The sequence below is a fragment of the Lacipirellulaceae bacterium genome, assembly GCA_040218535.1.
In the GTDB taxonomy this organism is placed as follows: domain Bacteria; phylum Planctomycetota; class Planctomycetia; order Pirellulales; family Lacipirellulaceae; genus Adhaeretor.
The window spans coordinates 323,151-342,379 of record JAVJRG010000008.1 but is presented as its reverse complement, the minus strand read 5'-3'; the positions used below and the strand labels follow the sequence as shown (position 1 = coordinate 342,379).

Below are 19,229 nucleotides of genomic sequence, written 5' to 3'. Positions count from 1 at the left end.
TACCGCGAATCGGCATGAACGATAAACCAAACCCAATACAAGCACGAAGCGTGAGCGAGTGAATTAAAACTCGCAACTACACTGCTTTTAAGCGGCCTGCGAAAGCTGAGTCGAAGAGACCTGTAGTTGATTCCCTTCGCAATCAACCACCTGTGACACACCTAGCTCAGAGAGAGCAGCCAGCTTGGCGACCTTCTGATCCTCGTTCGAACGACGATCACTAACCCAACGTGAGGCAGTCGACGTCGGAAGCAGACCAACCTGTAAGCCGAAGCGTTTCGCTCGCAAAAATAATTCTTCTCGCTCGTCAAACGGGGACGCCGAAGTCCAGCCGCCTAGTGCCCGCAGCTTGTCGGTGCGGGCAACCAAGAAGCTCTGAGTAAAGTCGCAGGGCAGGGCGGTTTTGCCTGAAAGCTCCTTGGGCTGAAACTCAACCTTTTCGCCCGTCGCTGGCATTTGCGTTTGGATGATTCCGTGCGAGGGGTTGGGTTCTCGCTTGGTGAACAGCCCCCAGCTCTTTGTACAACTCAGCAACTCACCCGCGAGTAAATCGAACTTGGCAGTCACCGCACTTTCGAGCATCTGTCCGACCTGTGACTTTTTGGTCAGCTCCATCGAATCGTCCAGCAACAGCACGTAAGGCGTACGCACGCGGGCGAGTAACGCATTGCGGCTCGTATTCACATCCCGCGTGTCGGGCACTCCGACCGCCGTTGCGGAGTCACCGTCCAACTGCTCATCGGTGGCGACCAAGGAATTCACTCCAACGCAGTAGCGGTCCAAGCTACGCAGCAGTCGCGTTGTGGCTTTGGGGCTGCTGGTGGTAACAAGCGCGGTAAGCTTCGAGAAATCGCTAGACACGGCAATCAACTCGCGATTTGGGCAAGGCAAAAGGGCAGGGCAGATGTATTTCTCTTCGCCCTAACCTCGACGACGGCCTCACAGAATCTCGAAGTGCCCGTGCTGTCGTTGCCAAATCGCCCAGATTGACACGAACAATGTAGCCCTGACGCTCCGCGGCAGGAAATGCTGAATCTGAGGAGGCGATCCCTCGAAAGTGAGCTAGCGCTATTAAGTGATGCTGCTTTCCTATCGCGGAGCGATAGGGCTACTAAACAACGGCTTCAAGTCAATCCGCGTCAACTCGCCGCTAGCACTCGGAACGTCCCCGATCGAGAGATGAATTACCTGCGACTCAGGCTCAAAGACCATCGTCTGAAGGGTCATGTCCTTAAAGCTCACCCGTTGGAGATAGCTGTGGACATCAGCAACCGTCACGCCTTGCTGCTCTCCTAACTTCATCAAACGAGGAATTCGCCAGCAGCGTTCGCCGACGGAAAGCTCTTCGGTGCGAAAATGATTCGTCGCCGGCAAGACCATCTCGGCTGGGTTGGCATCGCGACGGACGATCTGCTTTGGCGAGATTTCGAAGACGGCCCCGCTTTGTGTATCACAGACCGTCAGGTTCATCCACGTCGTTGCTTTAACTTTGGCAAGCAACGCTTCGGCCTCATCAACGGTGCTGCATTCCTCCAAGATCCTTCGAAAGACGAATCCCAGCGGCACGCCATCAGGCGCGTACTTTTTCGAACCGTCCCCAGCACGGTAAACATCGAGCGTCGCCACGGCGAGCCCCGCATCGTTCATCCCCGAGAAGACGCCACTTAGTCCGGGAAAGCCAACTGAAGCAAACGCGTGCCCTTCCTCTGGGCGGTAGACTGCCAGCAAGCTGTATTTGTTAAGAATCCCCAAGGTCGGGAAGTCGAAGTTCCTTCCGAACAAGGGCTTGCCGCCGGCTGTGATCTGCGAATCGACCACCACTGTCGAACAGCCAAGGCGACGCAACTCGAGCAAGGTATTAGCCACATCAAGAATCGAAGCATCGAAGTTGGCATGTTCCGATGCTGCTTTTAACTCGCGCTGATGGTGCTCAGGCGCGTTGAGCATCAACGTCTTAGCAGCGGCGGTCGCTAACGGCCAAAAATGGTCCATGCCGTACTCCGCCATGAACTGCTTCGGGAAAACCATCACGGGCTGGCTCGACTTAGCGAGCAACTCCGCCTGCTGCCGCCCCATCTGCTCCGGCGTGCCAGAAAAGATTGCGATTGGGATTTCGCCCTGGTAGTAGAGCCGCGCGTTGTCGATTTCCTTCTCATCGAAAACACGCTCAGCAGATGTCGCGATCGAAGTCAGCGATACGAGAAGAAACAAACACAGAAAAAAACGTTGACGTGACATAGAAGCACTGGGGGCCGGGTATCAGGAAGAAACTTGAAAGAACAACATAGCAAATATTTAGGCCACGGATGACACGGATTTCACGGATGATCGTTGATTATTGATCCGTGAAATCCGTGCGATCCGTGTTCAAAACGGAGCGCTGGTTCTCGAATAAAGCTAGCACCCTCAACCCAACTCGTCTTCTGTTGTCCGCTAGCGAGAAATCTCGTAGTCTCCCTGTTTTCCCCCCAACTCCTACGGCTGCCCCATGCGTACAGGCGTTTTTCTTCCCAACTGGATTGGCGACGTCGTCATGGCGACGCCAGCGATACGCGCACTCAGGAAACTCGATCCCCAGGGACAGTTCGTTGGCATCATGCGACCTTACGTCGGCCAAGTGCTGGACGGGCTCCCTTGGTTCGACGATCGGATCTTTTGGGCGAAAAAGTCGGACAAGCCAGAACTTCAATGGTCACAGGTGAAAGCTCTCCTTCGCGCAGCTAAGCTCGACCGGATCGTGCTACTCACCAATTCACTCCGCACGGCTTGGATGGCTCGCCAATCGGGTGCCCCCGAGCGAATCGGTACCGCTCGTGACCTGCGTGGACTACTCCTGACAACGCGCGTTTACGAACCGAAGCGAGGACGCTCCTTCGGGAATTATGGTCGGAATCGCCAAGAAAAACTTCAACTCCCGGCGACTGATGGCTACCTTCAAGTCGCAACTGCTGCCGGGTGCCCTCCAGAACCGCCAACTTTAGAACTAGCAACCACCGCAGCGGATGAGCAAGCTGCCGACGAAGCCTGGAACAAGCTCGATCTGCCTAGCCCGGATCGAGTCGTCGTGTTCAACACCGGCGGTGCCTTTGGAGCCGCGAAGGATTGGCCTGCGGAACACTTCACGGATCTGGCCCGACGCATCGCCCGCGAGCAAGACTTACATGTGCTGATCAACTGCGGCCCGAGCGAACGCGAAGTCGCCCAGGCAATCGTCGACGAAGCGTCCGACTCGCGGGTGACAAGTCTGGCACCGATTTCCGATCTACCGATCGGCCTCAGCAAAGCCATTATCCGTCGCAGCCGACTACTCGTGAGCACCGACAGTGGCCCGCGCTTTTTCGGTATCGCCTTTGGCGTGCCAACCGTTTCCCTCTTCGGCCCTACGAGCACGTTGTGGACGCGCACTTACTCAAACTGCGAGACGCCACTCTCACTCAATCTCGATTGTGCCCCCTGCATGCAGCGAACTTGCCCGCTGAAGCATCATCGGTGCATGCAAGACCTGAGTGTGGATCGGGTGCATACCGCGGTTCTTGATTCGCTCCAAAAGAAGAGCCAGAGAAAGGTCGCCGCGTGACCTATCGAATCCCCAACTGCTCCTGAAACCGCACAATCAGCGCCGCCCGTGACTGCGAATAGGCCGCATCCTTGAGATACGTTTCGAGAAACTCAATGTTCTCGGCACCCAGTCTAGGGCGTGTTTGGTACATCTCCAGCGCCTCGCGAACCGCCGGCAGGCAAGACTCGCCATCCGGCACATGCGTCATGTTGTGTGTCGGCATGGGCACGAGCATCTCCCGCTCACGAAAATCTAGCGTCGCGACCGCGGCGCCGGCATAAAGACATTCGTAATGACGGTACGTCCAAGGCACATTCCCGCCGGGCGCCAAAAGCACTCGGCTACGCCGGATGTTCTGCCAGTACTTGGCGAAATTCACTTTGTTGCCTTGATACAGCAAATCATCAATGTTGCCGTGACGCTCTGTCAGAGATTGACGCTGCTTTTCGTTGACTTCAACGAGGCCGCCCCAAACTTTCAGCTCAGGCGCGTTGCGTTTCAGGTCAAGCATCCACTCAACACGCTGGTCAATGCTGGTGATTTCGCCGTCGATGAGGTATCGCGTGTGATTCGGTCGTCCCAGAAAGGCCACGTCGTACTTCGGCTCAGGACGTTTTGTGAACCAACCTTTCCAACGATCAATCCGCCTTGCCCAGGTGAACCGACCGTAGCGGCGAATCGGCAGGGTCCCCATTTTCAGTTCGGCATACTCCGGCAACGTCGCCCACACGGGTTCCTTCCAGGGCTTGAGATAAACCTCGCCCGCTTTGCGAAACGCCGCCGCTTGGTCTTCACTCCAAGCCAGTTCATGCTCATCGAAGTAGTTGAAGGCAACGACGCGCCGGCAGCCGCTGCTCTCCCGCAAGCCCTCGATTTCCTCAGGCGTGAGCGTCGTCGGCAGCCCCAAAAAAATCGTCTCTGCGGAGGGCCTATCACTGTGCCACTGACCTGGCTCAAGATACTGCACGGCTTGGCGACCAAAGTAAGTCCGCAGGAACCAGACGAGCGCCATCCCCCGCACGCCACGACCGGCTGGTTTCGCGTCAGCGCCAATAACCAACCAGTCGAGCATAAATCCTGGTTCAAAAAAGCTGAGAGCTGATGGCTGAAAGCTGAGAGCCCGAATCACTATTTAGCAACTCAAGCCAAGAGACTTCCCTCCGCTGACAAGCACGCAAGCAACTCGTTAGAGATAAGTATTGATCAGATTCTCGATCATCTCTTGGCGACCGCTAGCGTTGCCGCTGATCTCGCCTTTTTCGAGCATGATCTTCGAGAGCGATTCCAAGCTGTGATTGCCGGCTTCGATCTCTGCTCCTGTGCCGCTATCCCAACTGGAGTACCGTTCTTTGAGAAGTCCTTCCAGCTTGCCATCAGCACGCATCGCAGCGGCAATTTTCAAACCACGGGCGAATGCATCCATTCCACCGATGTGAGCATAGAACAAGTCGATTGGTTCGAAGCTCTCGCGACGGACTTTGGCGTCGAAGTTCACGCCGCCAGTAGTCAGCCCGCCGTACTTGAGAATTGCGTACATGCACTGCGAGGTGAGGTAGATGTCCGTTGGGAACTGATCCGTATCCCAACCCAGCAGCAAGTCGCCGGTGTTGGCATCGATCGATCCCAACGCTCCGGCTGCTCCGGCGGTTTCCAACTCGTGGTGCATGGTATGCCCCGCGAGTGTCGCATGATTGGTCTCCAAATTGAGCTTCAAATGGTCGAGCAGATCGTACTGTCGCAAGAAGTTGAGACAGGCAGCCGCGTCGGAATCGTACTGGTGCTTCGTCGGCTCTTTCGGCTTGGGTTCGATGTAAAACTGGCCCTTGAAACCAATCTTCTTCGCGTGCTCGACCGCCATGTGCAGGAACTTCGCCAGGTGGTCCAACTCACGGCTCATGTCCGTGTTCCAGAGGTTCTGATAACCTTCACGCCCACCCCAGAACACGTACCCATGCCCACCCAGCTCATGCGTTGCTTCCAACGCATGTTTGACCTGAGCCGCGGCAAAGGCGAACGCCTCGCTGTTGGGGCTCGTAGCGGCACCGTGCATGAAGCGGGGGTTGCTAAACAGATTGGCCGTGCCCCAGAGCAGTTCGATGCCGGTGCGCTCCTGCTCCTCCTTCAAGACCTTGACGACCGCGTCCAGGTTGGCATTCGACTCCGCGAGAGTTGCTCCCTCGGGTGCCACATCACGATCATGAAACGCATAGAACGGCGCGCCCAACTTCTCAATAAACTCGAAGGCGACGCGCACCCGATTCTGGGCGTTCTCAACCGAGTCGCTCCCGTCCTCCCAAGGTCGCACGGCTGTCCCAGGACCAAACGGGTCGGAGCCTTGCCCACGGAACGTGTGCCAGTAGACGACGCTAAACCGCAAACGGTCACGCATCGTTTTGCCTTCAACCAACTCGTCTGCATCGTAGTAGCGAAACGCCAAAGGGTTGCGGCTTTCCGGGCCTTCAAAGGGGATCTTTTCGATTTCTGGAAATGCGGTCATGTTGAGATTGGGCAACATCCTGAAGATGCTGACGGAGGGTTGTTCGTTGTGTAGCAATGCCGAATGCGGATTTTAACAGAACCCTCCTTAGTTTGGGCAGGGGGCCGTCCCATTTGTGGACAGTTCCGCCTCGGACAAGTAGGCTATCAGATAGATACTCTCGACATGCACGCTCTTGCTTCTCTGGTAAGCAATGTCGAGGATTCGAGGGTCTCACCTGTTGAGACTCGCCAGCGGAACAGACTTCGAACAGTAAGTAGATACGACCTATGAGTTTAGCGGTACGCGCCCGAATCCTTGCATCTTTCTTGATGACGTTCTCAATCCTGGCAACTTTCGCTGCTTGCCAGGCGCGGGCAACCGTTGTGCGGTTCGACTCAGTTTTAGGGGCGATCGATGTTCGGCTATTTGATGCCGCCACACCGATCTCGACCCAAAACATCATCAACTACATCAACGATGGTGATTACGAAGATAACTTCGTCCATCGGAGTGTTCCTGGGTTCATCATTCAAGCGGGCGGATTCAATTTTCCCGAAGGCGTGGGCGTCCAGAATGTTCCGACTGATCCCCCGATTCTCAACGAATTTGGAATTACGAATATTCGCGGCACGATTGCCTATGCCAAAGTAGGACCACCTGAGGGACAGCCGCCCAATCCCACTACCATCAATAGTGCTACCAGCGGTTTTTTCTTTAATCTCGCAGACAACGCATCAAACCTCGACAATCAAAACGGCGGCTTCACTGTTTTCGGCAGAGTTGTCGGGAACGGTATGGCGGTCGCTGATGCGATAGCTAATCTACCTCGGGTCAATGCTGGGGGTGCCTTTACGACCTTGCCGGTCATCGACTTTCAAGGCGGCACAATTTTCCGCGAAAACCTAGCCCTCTTCAACGACATTTCGATACTTACCAACCCCGATGCCGACTACACTTTCAATGGCGTTGTCAGCAATGCTGATCTCGTCGTTTGGGAAACCGACTTCGGTTCCGCACTCGACGTCGAAGCGGATGGAAATGGCAGTGGCGTTGTTGATGGGAGTGACTTTCTGATTTGGCAACAGCAACTTGTCACGAGTGGAGCCCTCCATGCGGCAACGGCAGTTCCCGAGCCGACGACCCTGCTCCTTGCTGCACTGACAATCGGCTTGCCGCTGGCTGTCAGACGGCGCCGACATTAACTGTCTACCTAGCCACTCATCTTTGCTGAGGGTTATAAGGGCTGTATGAAAACTGAGTTTAATCCTTCGCGTATATTAAAGCTTAGGGCGAACCTAATCACACGATTGTGGACAGCCTTTCTTTAGCGAATTACCTTGAATTAGAGACTTTCCGCACGGAACGTAACCCGCAAAAAGGGCGTGGCAGTCGCGGGAATTGACGGCCTCAGTTGGGAAGAGGCCTCTACACGGAAAATTTCTTACGAGCTTTGGACTTCATGGATAGTAACCAAATGCTCTCGACACAGCTTACGGTCCCACAATGCAGACAAGTAGACGGTACATCCTAAAGAGTTGCCTGGTCATGATCGCCTGCTTCGGCGCTTCGCTCGGCTCGAAGGCAGAGGCTGGCACCTTCGTTCGCTTCATCACGACCGAAGGCACCATCGTGTTCCAACTCTTCGACGAGGAAATGCCCCGCAGCGTGGACAACTTCCTCAGCTATGTGAATTCCGCTCGCTACGACGACACGATTGTTCATCGTAATGCTTTCTCCGGCGGGCAACCTTTCGTCATCCAAGGTGGCGGGTTTACCTATAGCGAAACGACTGGTGCCGGAACTATCACACTCGACGCCGCGATTGATGATGAGCCTGGCGGCGGAGTTGCTGGCCCTTCGAATACTCGCGGCACAATTGCTTTTGCTAAGAGCGGCCCTGACACCGTAACCAGCCAATGGTTTATCAACCTGAACGACAACTCAAGTTTGGATGACCCAACCAGGCCCGATGGGGGGTTCTCTGCGTTCGGAGCGGTACTCTTTGGCGGTATGAATGTGGCCGATTCGATCAATGCTCTGCCAACATTCAATGGCTCGAGCTTACACCCCGCTTGGACGAGTCTACCTTTACAAGACTACACTCCAGGCAACTTTGTCCAGGACGAGAACTTTGTGAAGATTACTCGGGCTTCGGTCATCAATCCCAAGTTCGGAGACGTCAACTTCAACGGCCAAGTCAACGAAGCTGACTTGGCCATTATCGAAGATAACTTTGGACTCGCTACCGGAGCCTTTTGGGATGATGGCGATCTCGACATGGATGGTGATGTCGACGGCGATGACATCCTCGGCTGGCAACGTGCCGCCACTGCTGCCAGCCTTCCCGCGGCCAACAGCGTCCCTGAGCCCGGCGCTCTAGCGCTTGCCGCTTGCGGCTTAGCCGCACTAGGATTGTCGCGTCGCCGAAAAAACGCAATCGGCTAAGCCGCGAGCGGCCCAGCGGTTAGAACTTCACGCCGATTGCCTCGCAGAGAAACGCGACGTAGTTCTTTGCAGCGCGAAACGCTGCGGTCGTCTCTTTCACTATTTCTGGTGAAAGCAAGATATCGTAATCGAGCTTTGTCATCGCGATGTGATCTTTCCTTTTCAAGTCTTCGATCAAAGGATGCTCCGCGTCGTAACCTTTCGGTGGGCGGACTAGCGAGTCACCGCCGAGTTCAAAACGCTTTTTGAAGGCGGCTCCGCCTTTCGCTTTTTTCCAATCCGCAGAGCGTTTGTCGATCGCTTTGCGGATTCTGCGAAGCGTCGGGCCGTCGGGATGCCAAATCCCAGCTCCGAGAAATGCCTCATCGTTGTCGACGTGAAAATAGAATCCCGGGGCGTGAACGTCTTTGCCCTTCTCATGACGAAAGTGGATTCCCAAATTGGTTTTGTATGGTCGCTTATCTTTACTGAAGCGAACGTCACGGTAGATCCGCATCACCGAACCACCTTGTCGCTTCGGTATCGCCAGAAAGTGCGGTGAGAGTTTCTTCAGCGGCGCCTGCATCGCCTCGACGAACGACAAGGCCGGCCCCAGTACGTGCTCCTCGTATTTCGGCTTGTTCTTGGCAAACCATTCCCGGTTGTTGTTTTTCCCCAAACGATCGAAGAAATGCAGCATCTCCAGCGGGAAGCCTGGGAACTTTTGCTTGGCCATGCGAATCAACTCCAGATTAGTGTCGTAGGGTACGCCCAACCGCGTAACGACTGTGCTAATCACTCCAGTCCTTCGCATCGCTAACCGATACACGAGTAGACGCAAAACCGACCAGGCCCCAACTTCGCCCCGAAGGTTTCTGTGACAGTTATAACCGGCCCGGCAGCGATGCTCCAATCCTCAAACTTTCGCTAGGCGACAATCATGAAAGCCTCGCCCATCCTCACTTTTTTCGTGTTGGTAGCTTGCTTGTTCGCAAGCGGCTGCAAGCTCGACACGGCCATTATGCAGAAGGGTGGAAATGGTCGGATGGGGGTGTTGCTCAACTACTCGTGCGGTGCACACCCTTGCGATCCGATTGATCCGTCAAAGCCCACGATCGTCATCACTCACGGCTGGAACCCGGCGCCTAGGTTCATCCGCTGTATTTTCGCACAGTCGTCCGCACGGCAACTACGCTGTCGTTGCGGGGATAGCTACAACCTGCTTTCCTGGGACTGGAACGGCGTAAGCGTGAGCCCCTTCAATGACGAGCCGCAACGCATTGGGCGGTGCCAGGGCCGGATGATGGCGTCCGCACTCCGCGCCCGTGGAGTCGTACCTGGGCAGACGCAGATTATCGCCCACAGCTTAGGAACCATCGCCGCTGCACAGGCGGCGGCCTGTCTGTGCGATCAAGGGCCGATGGCTCAGTTGACCCTGCTGGACCCGCCGGAGGACTTCCATGAGGAGATCTTCTGCAAGCTAGGTGCAACACGTCACGCTCGCTGTGTTGAGAACTACTGGGCACCCGAGATTAGTGGCTACGGTGCCCCCGCCAAATACCGCGGCGTGAGAAACTACTGTGTAAAAGGCCCAACACCGATGCGAGGGCTTCCCGACCTGAGCCGTTCGAACCACGTCCACGTGATGTACTGGTACTACGACACAATTCGTTGCCCAAGCATGAAATACGGCTTCCAATGTAGCCAACTCAGGCACTTCTGCGGCCGACAACCCTGTCAGGAGCAAGCAGGGATCGAAGACGATCTACCTGAGCCTACCAACAGCTTGGTCACCCATGAAGTCATCGAGGCACTTCCTGTGAAGAGAGTCGCTCAGACGAGAGCAACATCCGAAGGGTCGCGGAAACGGTAGCCGACGCCACGCACCGTCTGGATGAGATCTGCGTGCCCGGCGAGTTTTTTACGCAGAGCTCGAACATGGACGTCGATGGTGCGTTCCAGCACAATCGCATCATCGCCTAAAGCGACATCGATTAGCTCGGCACGACTAAATGCTCGACCGGGTTGGCGGACAAGGGCGGCAAGTAACCCGAACTCGCTCGGCGTGAGATCAAGAGCTAGATCTCCGACGGTCGCGCGATGCCGACGCCGATCAATCATGATGCCTTGGCTAACGAGAATCTCACGATCTGTGGTCCCCTTATCCTTACGGCGGAGCAGGGCATTGATCCGCTGCAGCAAGACCTTCACGCTAAAAGGCTTCGTCACATAATCGTCCGCCCCCATCGAGAATCCGACCAACTGGTCTGACTCTTCACTCCGTGCCGTTAGCATCATCACTAGCACATCTTGTGTCGTGGGATCCGCGCGAAGCAGGCGACAGACTTCCAAGCCGTCGATCAGGGGAAGCATGAGATCAAGGATCACCAGGTCGGGCACACGCAAGCGAATCTCTTTCAAGCCTTGCTGGCCGTCTGTGGCAAGTTGCGTCTCGTAACCCTCTTGGTTGAGATTGTACTCCAACACCTCACCCAAGGAGGCATCATCCTCAACGATCAAAACTCGTGCTTTAGCCATGTTTCTGCGGTGTACGATGACACCAACTAGAACTACTAAACAGACGCTTCATGACGGTGACGCGTAATTTCGCCGTCAACCAAGTAAATGACATCCTCAGCGATATTCGTTGCGTGGTCACCAATCCGCTCGACATGTCGTGACGCGGAAAAGAAGCAGATCGCGGGCTCAACGACACTCGGGTGCTGATGGACCATCTCATGCAACATGTCGATGACTTCGCGATTCAGATTGTCCACGACGTCGTCGCGCAGACAGACATCCCGCGCCACCTCAACATCAAGGCGCACAAAGGCATCCAATGCATCGCGCACCATACTGATGGTTACTTCGGCCATGTCATCAAGGTTTTCAGGCGCATTGAAATCTGGAAACATCACGAGATTGCGAGTTCGCTCACCGATGTTCACCGCTAGATCGGCAATTCGCTCAAGATCGTTGTTGATTTTCAGGACTGTCGCCACTCTTCTCAAATCTACCGCGACCGGTTGGTGCAGGGCCAAGATTTTCAGGCATTCTTCCTCAATCTCCACTTCGTGATTGTTCACAACTTCTTCGTCGCGGAGCACTTCTGCGAGGAGTTCTGTGCTCATTTCACGGAGTGATTGACACGCTTGATAGACCATATGCTCAACCATCGAGGATTGATCGAGCAGGCGCTGTTCCAAATTCTTGAGGTCGCGTTGTAGGTGCTTCGACATAACTCACTTCTTTCCTTATCCGTTGCGGCAGCCGCATTCGCTCCAAGGCTCGGAGCCAAAAATCCGACTAGCCGAACCGACCGGTGATGTACTCTTCAGTTTGTTGCTGAGTAGGTCGCGTGAAGAGTTCCGTCGTCGCACCTACCTCAATGAGATTCCCCTCGTAGAAAAACGCGGTCTGATCCGAAACTCGCGCTGCTTGCTGCATATTGTGAGTCACGATGACGATCGTGTAGGTATCCTTCAATTCAAAGATCAAATCTTCGATGCGTGCCGTACTCTTGGGATCGAGCGCCGAAGCGGGCTCGTCCATCAGCAGGACGTCTGGGTCCGTGGCTAAAGCACGCGCGATGCAGAGCCGTTGCTGCTGCCCACCGGATAGCTGCAAGGCCGAATCCGTAAGCCGGTCCTTCACCTCGTCCCACAAAGCCGATTGCTGGAGACACTTCTCGACGATCTCATCCAGCACGGATCGTTTCTTAACACCAGCGACCCGCGGCCCATAGGCGATATTGTCGTAGATTGACTTGGGAAAGGGATTCGACTTTTGAAAGACCATCCCAACCCGTTTGCGAAGTTCGACCACATCAGTTCGCGATTTGTAGATGTCCTGCCCATCCAGCAGGATATCACCGCGTACGATCGTGTTCTCGATCATGTCGTTCATGCGATTCAAGCAACGCAGGAATGTGCTTTTTCCACATCCTGAGGGACCAATCAATGCGGTCACCATGTTCTCTGGCATATCAAGCGAGATACCATGCAGTGCCTGATGAGGCCCGTAAAAGAAGTCAACATTCTTCGTACAGACTTTCTTGGGACGGCTCAACAGATCGTCGGCTGAGGGCGCGTCCCCTTTCGTCTCGACAATCGGGGCAGCCAGCGGCTTGGTCGGTCTTTCAGAAGTCATTTCAGTCATGGCTGCGGAACTTTTCGGTTAGTCAACTGGGAACTCATTCTACCATTGAATTCGCTTACTGAAGCGATAGCGAAGAAAAACCGCGAGAGCATTCATACAAATCAGGACGGTCAACAGCACCACAATGGCGGCCGCGGCGGCTTGCTTGAACTCCTCTTGTGGCAGGCCGGCCCAGTAATAAATCTGCAGTGGCATGACACTAAAATCGTCGTAAATGCTCTCTGGCAGGAATGTCGTATACGTTGCAGCGCCGATTGCCAGAAGCGGAGCGGCTTCCCCCAAGGCCCGCGACAGCGCCAGGATGACGCCTGTTAAGATGCTCGGCAGCGAGGCGGGAAGAAGTTGCCCCCAGACGGTCTGCCATCGCGTCGCACCCAGTGCATAGGAGGCCTGACGGATCGATCCGGGGACAGCCCGAAGCGCCTCCTGAGCAGTCAGAATGACGATCGGCAAAACCACAAGCGTCAGGGTCATTGCCCCGGCCAACACGCTGCGGTTGAGGTTCATGTAGCGGACGAAGAGTCCCAGGCCGAGGATTCCGTACACAATCGAAGGAACGCCCGCCAAGTTAGCAATATTGGTCTGCACCATCGTGCGCCAGCGGCTCGGCTTGCAGTATTCTTCCAAGAAAATCGCTGCACCAACACCAATGGGCACCGAGAACAACGCCGTGAGCCCAATCAGGTACAAACTTCCGACCAAGGCCGACTTGATACCCGCCTTCTCTGGGGTGGAAGAGGGATACTCGGTGATGAGATCCATACTCACACGACCCCAGCCATACTCGATAATCTTCCAAAGCAGCATGACCAACGTAGCAACGCACACGAACGTGCATGCCGCGCAGAGCAGGGCAAAAGCCTTCGAGAGTAGCTTCGCGTAGGGGCGACCGCTGGTATGTTCCGCCAGAGAGTTTTGACGCGGTTGAGAATACTGGCTGCTCATTCGTACTTCTCCCGCATGCGTGAGAGAATCCACTGGGCAAGAACGTTCAAGCAAAGCGTAAAGGCAAACAGCGTCAAGCCGACCGCGAAGACGGTTGAGTATTCAATGGAACCCATTGGAATATCACCAGAACTCACTTCCACGATGTAGGCCGTCATGGTCTGGATACTTTTCAACGGGTTAAGCGTCAGCTGCGCGGTTGCCCCTGCCGCCATCGTCACCGCCATCGTCTCACCGATCGCACGGGCAATCGCTAGCAAGAAGGAGGCGACGATACCTGACAGTGCAGCGGGAACGACTACTCCGCAGGTCACATCAAACTTGGTTGCTCCTAATGCATAGGAGGCCTCTCTCAACGATCGCGGGACCGAACGCAGCACCTCTTCGCTGAGCGAGACAACCATCGGAAGGATCATCACCCCCACCACGATGCACGCGCTTGCTGCGTTGAAGTATTCCGCTGAAGGAAACCATCCCCTCAGCAGCGGAGAGATAAACACAAGAGCAACGTAGCCAAACACGACCGAAGGGATACCGGCCAAGATCTCCAAGGCCGGCTTTACTGTGTTGCGGACCGCTGGCCTCGCGTACTCGCTTAGATAGATCGCCGTTCCTAAGCCCAAAGGAATCGCAATCAGAGCCGCCCCGCCTGCTACGAGTGTGGTGCCACAGACCAAGGGGAGAATCCCAAAATGCTGCGGCTTGAATAGAGGTGTCCATTCCGTGCCGGTTAGGAACTCGACAATCGAAACTTCACCGAAAAACGGCAGCGACTGCGTCAACAAGATGACCACGATGCCAACCGTTGTGAGGATCGAAACGGCAGCGCAAACAGCGAGTAAACCCGAGATACCCTTCTCGAAGTACTTGCGGTACGACGGGCTCGATCCGGCAGAAATCTTGCTCCCGCCCACCGTGCCGTCAGAATTCGAAGTTGCGAGTGGCGCCATGCAAAAAACTCGATAAGAAGCATGCAACCGCTGCGGCTCGAAGAGCCACAACGGATGCGGGCTATCCCAATTTCAACTTGCCCGAAGGCGAGTTATTTGATGTTAGGTTCAACTTCCGTCTTCAGAAGTTCCGCATTCTTCGCCAACGATTCCTGCGAAGGGGCAACGTACTGTTTCGCAACAGCAAAATCTGCCGTGTTCTCAACGTAGAACTTCACAAACTTCGCCACTTCAGGACGCTCTAGCGACTTCTTGCTCACGTAGATATAAATCGGGCGAGCCAACGGCTTATAGCTCCCATCTTTCACGGAAGCTTCGGTCGGCTTCACGGGTCCCTCACCCGCATCCACACCAATCAGCTTCAGGCTCTCTTGATTCTCGGCGTAGTAGGCGTATCCAAAGTACCCGAGGCCACCTTTTTCGTTCTTCACACCTTCAACGAGAATATTGTCGTTTTCGCTAGGCGTATAGTCAGGGCGACTTGCCTTCTTTTCACCGTTAATCACTTTTGTGAAGTATTCGAAGGTTCCCGACGCGGTACCAGGACCGTAAAGCTTCAGTGGTTCTTCAGGCCACTCTGGGTTCACGTCCTTCCAAGTCATCACAGTGCCTTTAGCTTCAGGACGCCAGATCGACTTTAGTTGCTCCACGGTTAGCGAATCACACCAGTCATTGCCCGGATTCGCGACAACGGCCAAACCATCTTGAGCGACAACAAACTCGATGATCTCAATCCCGTTACCTTTCGCTTCTTCAACTTCACTATCTTTGATTGGCCGTGAAGCATCGGAGATGTCGGTTTCCCCTTTGACAAACTTGCTGAATCCAGCACTCGTGCCAGACTGACTCACGGAGATTCGAATGTCTGGGTTCTCTTTGCGGTACTCTTCAGAAGCCTTTTCAGAGACCGGGAATACCGTACTCGAGCCATCAATGCGGATATTCTTCGATTGAGCACCACCCTCTCCTGATCCTCCGCTGCATCCGAAAGTGGAGATAACCAGGCAAGCGAGTACGAGCGTGCTTCGCAAATATCTCATGTTATTACGCATCAAATCCGGTTCCTTGCTTCCAGTGATTAGAGGGTTTGGATAAGCGGGGTCAGTCGTTTCTCCGCCTTCAAGAACCGGACAAGCTATCACTGGAAAATTAAGAAAGTGTTAAGATAACATGAAACCTCAGGCGGACTGAACCGCCGCCGGTAGCTTTACACGGAATTGCGAACCCTTGCCAATTTCGCTGCTTACGGTGACTTCTCCGTTCATTGCTTGGCAAAGGTGCTTCACAATCGAAAGGCCCAATCCAGTGCCCCCCAGCTCGCGAGAACGGGCCTTATCGACACGGTAGAACCGCTCGAAAAGTCGATCTTGGTGCTGTGGGGCAATGCCAATCCCCGTGTCGGCAACTTCGATGGTCACCAGCTCTTCGTCTTGCTGCACTCGGACCCGCACCTCTCCGTCGGGGGGGGTGTACTTAAGGGCATTGTCGATCAGATTACTAAGGACCTGCCGCAAACTCTCCTCATCTGCAGCAACCTTCAATGAAGTCTCTGCTGCCTCGTTGACCAGCCGAACCGGCTTGCTCGCCGCCAGCGACTCGTGATCAGCAACGCACTGCGAAATGAGTGGCGCAAGTGGAAGACTCTTCACATCAAGAATATCTCGCCCGGCCTCGATTCTGGCCAACGACAACATGTCGTGAATCAGTTGATTGAGCCGATCCGCCTGCTCGTCAATGCGTTCAAGAAACCGAACGCGGTTCTCTTCATCTTCGATCGCCCCATTGAGCAACGTCTCCGTATATGCCTTGATCGAGCTCAGCGGCGTTTTCAACTCGTGCGAAACGTTGGAAACGAATTGCTGACGCAATCCTTCCAACTTTTTCATGGCCGTCACATCGTCGATGACAAGAACGACGCCAGGGCAGGGTTCGCCAGGCAACGGCGTGCCGTGGATCTCAAGATCTCGTTCTTGAGGACCTCGCCACTGGATGTCCACACGGTAGGGTTTCTCTGAGTGGATTACCTGCTGAACCACTTGACGGAGTTGATGATCGCGTACGACCTCCAGCAGCGTCTGATTCCTGACGTCGTGTAAAGAGAAATCGAGCACCTGACCGGCTGCTTCGTTGGCGAACAGAATTCGCTCCTGGTTGTCCACGGCAATCACGCCCTCGGCCATACCCGTCAGCACGGTACTATGCCGGGCCAAATTTTCGCTAAGCTGCTGCTCCCGAGAATCAATTGCTCGTTGCATTTCATGGAAGCGATTGAAGAGTGCCGTGAGCTCCTTACTGTTGGGGGCCTCAACCTTGACTGCCGGATGGCCCTCCTTCACTTCCAACATCGCTCCGGAAAGCGAGCTAATTGGCGTCACCAGGCGATTCGTTCGGAGAGCGACGACAGGAATCCCCACCAGACCGATCAAGAACCCCAAGAGCCAAACGCCACGCCTCACTTGAGCGGCTTTTGCAACTAACGGGGCTTCCGGCAATGAACAACGGACATAGCCCAACGGCTGCTTATCCTGTTCAGGCTCCGCCTCGTTCCCATCACCCTCCGCAGCCAAGGCAACTGCGTAATAGATATAGTTGGCTTGCATCGTTGGGCTTGCTCGGACGGCGTTTCCACTTCCGCTGCTTTTCGACCTGACAATTTCCAGGCGTTCCAGATGATTCTCCATCGCCTGAACACCGTCAGCCGTTTCGAAACTCGAATCCGCGAGAACAATCCCCTCATCGTCAACAAGCGTCAGCCTCAACCCCGTGCGATCCGATAGGCGATTGACCTCTTCAACAACCTCAGGCTCGACGTCCTGAGGGAAATCCTCCCTATAGATCTCGGCAAGAAGTTCAGCCCCACCGCGAAGTCGAGCGAGAGACTGCTCAAGCGACTGCTCATAGACCCAGCGCTCCGCGGCTGCCGCTAGAATCAAGGTGGCCAACAGCAGGACGACTTCAAAAAAGAAAAGTCGTCGAAAGAAGATGCTCCACTGATTCATCAACGAGTTCGTCCCACTCGAAAAAACGGAGCTAGGTAATTGAGAGATTGCTACTAGAGATCAAGTTCATCAAGCGAATCCATCAACCGATCAAGATCATCTGCTGGTTGACTTGCGATTTGCGTTTGACGTTTCGGCATGCCGACCTCCATCCCAACCGCTTCCCTTCCGACGGCCAAAAGTTGCTCATCCCGTTCGCGCGCGGCAACTTCGTGCGCCTTCTCAGCACCGGGGGCTCCAGGATCAGGGGCGCCAAACAATTGCGAAAGATCAATCTTTAACGGCCCACCAACTTCGGGGCTGCCAGCAATCGTCGGCGTCTTATGCTCGGGGAAGATGATCGCATTCTCAGGGCAAACCCGACTACAAGCGGGGCAACCCTTGCGGCAATTGTCCGGCTGCTCAACAAGAATCGTCTCCTGTCCATCGAGTCCGTAAACTCCAAACAGGCAAAAATCGATGCACTCCAAACAATTCGTGCAGCGACTGAAGTCAATCACCGGATACCATCGCCGCGCGGCATCCTCATCGACAATGGTCGCTTCGATGCTTCCGCCTTCCTCCTTCCCCTCTCCGCCCTCGCTAGCGGAGCCGTTGGCAAGGTAACGATCAAGCTGCTCCTGCTTGGGTGACCCATTAATCCAGCCCATGAGATCCACCGTCTGCGTGCTCGCTTCACTCGCGATGCGACGGATTTCCGTGAGGTACTCATCCGCTGTATCGTAGGCCCGCAAATCGAGGCAATAGATCTTGCGTTGTGGCACCTCACGCGACTCGATCACCCGCTGCTTTTCGTCCTCTTCTGGTTGCTCTTCATCTGTTTCCTCATCCTCTCCCAACGATTTCAGAAGCGTGGTGCCTTCTTGACCACATATTCCATTTCGATCGAGCGTCCATCGGGCGGCCCTCGGATAGAGCCAACTGCAGAGAACGATATTGCCAGTCATACCGGAGAGACTCAGTATCCCCGGCCCGTCGGATTTCAAATCGTAGAGATGCGGCACCACAGCGACATCGATGCCCGGGGAGCCGAGCAGTTCCCCAACAATCCGCTCCTCAATCGCCCGTTTCTTCGGGTTCTGAGAACGGCTCTGCGAGACGACGACGTTAAGACGGGCGGGCATAGTTTAAGTGCTTTCAGCTATCAGCGGTCAGCTTTCAGCTTAGCGTATGCAACTGCGTGAGTGAAGCATCGGAGACTGCCGACTGCCCCCTGCCTATTGCCCACTTCTATTCGTTCATCTGCCCCTTGATTGTCCGCTGCGTTACTTCCCAGACAGCTTCCAGATGGTCGAGATAGTCTTCGGGGGAGAGGAGCGAAGCATCATCGGCCTCCATATTAAAAAGCCAGCCTTCGCCGTAGGTATCCACATTGATCGTCGAAGGGTCGCGAAGCAACGCCTCGTTCATCGTGCTGACTCTCCCTGCGACAGGAGCGTAGAGAGACGCCTCCGCCTTCTTGCTTTCGATCTGCCCAATCTCCTGCCGCTCACTGACAGACATGCCTGCTTCAATTTCCCAATCAAGAAAGTAAACATCCTGGAGCAAACGAACCGCATAGGCTGAGAAACCGAATCGAAAGCTGCCGCCCTCAACCTCTCGAGCCCACATGTGGTTCTTCGCGTAAAGACGATCCGTGGGAAACTCCGCCTGGAATTCGCCCATCATAAAAAAGAGGCTGTTGGCTCTTGGCTGTTGGCTATTGGCCACGGATA

18 protein-coding genes are annotated in these 19,229 nt (G+C 55.0%); 4 read left to right on the top strand and 14 right to left on the bottom strand.

What is annotated here, in order from left to right; genetic code table 11:
* Window positions 1–87 precede the first annotated feature (87 nt).
* Together RIB44_10875 and RIB44_10870 are read right to left on the bottom strand one after the other, a co-directional pair.
* The gene (locus tag RIB44_10875) at window positions 88–861 is read right to left on the bottom strand and encodes a hypothetical protein (GenBank protein ID MEQ8617087.1); all 774 of its coding nucleotides are present in this window, start codon (window positions 859–861) and stop codon (window positions 88–90) included.
* Window positions 862–1,089: 228 nt separating this feature from the next.
* Window positions 1,090–2,238, bottom strand: a complete 1,149-nt coding sequence (locus tag RIB44_10870) for a C45 family peptidase (GenBank protein ID MEQ8617086.1) — start codon at window positions 2,236–2,238, stop codon at window positions 1,090–1,092.
* A 250-nt stretch (window positions 2,239–2,488) separates the two neighbouring features.
* On the opposite strand from RIB44_10870, the gene RIB44_10865 reads away from it, so the two are divergent.
* On the top strand, window positions 2,489–3,577 hold the full coding sequence (locus RIB44_10865) for a glycosyltransferase family 9 protein (GenBank protein MEQ8617085.1): 1,089 nt from the start codon (window positions 2,489–2,491) through the stop codon (window positions 3,575–3,577).
* Window position 3,578: 1 nt separating this feature from the next.
* Here RIB44_10865 and RIB44_10860 read toward each other — a convergent pair whose 3' ends face one another.
* Window positions 3,579–4,631 carry a hypothetical protein gene (locus tag RIB44_10860; GenBank protein MEQ8617084.1) on the bottom strand — a complete coding sequence of 351 codons (1,053 nt, stop codon included), beginning with the start codon at window positions 4,629–4,631 and terminating at the stop codon, window positions 3,579–3,581.
* Window positions 4,632–4,745: 114 nt separating this feature from the next.
* Window positions 4,746–6,056: a xylose isomerase gene (gene xylA, locus RIB44_10855; protein ID MEQ8617083.1), complete on the bottom strand. Its 1,311-nt coding sequence runs from the start codon at window positions 6,054–6,056 to the stop codon at window positions 4,746–4,748.
* 311 nt (window positions 6,057–6,367) lie between these two features.
* Here xylA and RIB44_10850 point away from each other — a divergent pair, with 311 nt between their 5' ends.
* Together RIB44_10850 and RIB44_10845 are read left to right on the top strand one after the other, a co-directional pair.
* The gene (locus tag RIB44_10850; protein ID MEQ8617082.1) at window positions 6,368–7,240 is read left to right on the top strand and encodes a peptidylprolyl isomerase; all 873 of its coding nucleotides are present in this window, start codon (window positions 6,368–6,370) and stop codon (window positions 7,238–7,240) included.
* Between the two features lie 343 nt (window positions 7,241–7,583).
* Complete coding sequence (locus RIB44_10845) at window positions 7,584–8,483, top strand: peptidylprolyl isomerase (protein MEQ8617081.1); 900 nt, start codon at window positions 7,584–7,586, stop codon at window positions 8,481–8,483.
* 19 nt (window positions 8,484–8,502) lie between these two features.
* Here the strand turns inward: RIB44_10845 and RIB44_10840 are convergent, their stop codons facing one another.
* On the bottom strand, window positions 8,503–9,276 hold the full coding sequence (locus tag RIB44_10840) for a DUF2461 domain-containing protein (protein MEQ8617080.1): 774 nt from the start codon (window positions 9,274–9,276) through the stop codon (window positions 8,503–8,505).
* 126 nt (window positions 9,277–9,402) lie between these two features.
* On the opposite strand from RIB44_10840, the gene RIB44_10835 reads away from it, so the two are divergent.
* Window positions 9,403–10,335 carry a hypothetical protein gene (locus tag RIB44_10835; protein MEQ8617079.1) on the top strand — a complete coding sequence of 311 codons (933 nt, stop codon included), beginning with the start codon at window positions 9,403–9,405 and terminating at the stop codon, window positions 10,333–10,335.
* On the opposite strand, the gene RIB44_10830 is transcribed toward RIB44_10835, so the two are convergent.
* The 9 genes from RIB44_10830 to RIB44_10790 all read right to left on the bottom strand — a co-directional run bounded on the left by RIB44_10830 (window position 10,296) and on the right by RIB44_10790 (window position 19,224).
* Window positions 10,296–11,000 (bottom strand): response regulator, encoded by a 705-nt coding sequence (locus RIB44_10830; protein ID MEQ8617078.1) that lies wholly within the window; start codon window positions 10,998–11,000, stop codon window positions 10,296–10,298. The two genes, RIB44_10835 and RIB44_10830, sit on opposite strands and share 40 nt — an antisense overlap.
* A gap of 35 nt (window positions 11,001–11,035) precedes the next feature.
* A complete protein-coding gene (phoU, locus tag RIB44_10825) occupies window positions 11,036–11,701 on the bottom strand; it encodes a phosphate signaling complex protein PhoU (protein MEQ8617077.1) in 666 nt (221 codons plus the stop codon).
* Between the two features lie 67 nt (window positions 11,702–11,768).
* Window positions 11,769–12,620, bottom strand: a complete 852-nt coding sequence (gene pstB, locus RIB44_10820) for a phosphate ABC transporter ATP-binding protein PstB (protein MEQ8617076.1) — start codon at window positions 12,618–12,620, stop codon at window positions 11,769–11,771.
* Between the two features lie 39 nt (window positions 12,621–12,659).
* On the bottom strand, window positions 12,660–13,565 hold the full coding sequence (gene pstA / locus RIB44_10815) for a phosphate ABC transporter permease PstA (protein ID MEQ8617075.1): 906 nt from the start codon (window positions 13,563–13,565) through the stop codon (window positions 12,660–12,662).
* Window positions 13,562–14,515 (bottom strand): phosphate ABC transporter permease subunit PstC, encoded by a 954-nt coding sequence (gene pstC, locus RIB44_10810; protein ID MEQ8617074.1) that lies wholly within the window; start codon window positions 14,513–14,515, stop codon window positions 13,562–13,564. The genes pstA and pstC overlap by 4 nt, the downstream gene beginning before the upstream one ends.
* Window positions 14,516–14,607: 92 nt before the next feature.
* Window positions 14,608–15,567 (bottom strand): PstS family phosphate ABC transporter substrate-binding protein, encoded by a 960-nt coding sequence (locus tag RIB44_10805; GenBank protein MEQ8617073.1) that lies wholly within the window; start codon window positions 15,565–15,567, stop codon window positions 14,608–14,610.
* A gap of 126 nt (window positions 15,568–15,693) precedes the next feature.
* Window positions 15,694–17,514, bottom strand: coding sequence for an ATP-binding protein (locus RIB44_10800; protein ID MEQ8617072.1), 1,821 nt, complete (start codon window positions 17,512–17,514; stop codon window positions 15,694–15,696).
* Window positions 17,515–17,567: 53 nt separating this feature from the next.
* A complete protein-coding gene (locus RIB44_10795) occupies window positions 17,568–18,638 on the bottom strand; it encodes a ferredoxin family protein (protein MEQ8617071.1) in 1,071 nt (356 codons plus the stop codon).
* A gap of 106 nt (window positions 18,639–18,744) precedes the next feature.
* On the bottom strand, window positions 18,745–19,224 hold the full coding sequence (locus tag RIB44_10790) for a glycine cleavage system protein H (GenBank protein ID MEQ8617070.1): 480 nt from the start codon (window positions 19,222–19,224) through the stop codon (window positions 18,745–18,747).
* Window positions 19,225–19,229 lie beyond the last annotated feature (5 nt).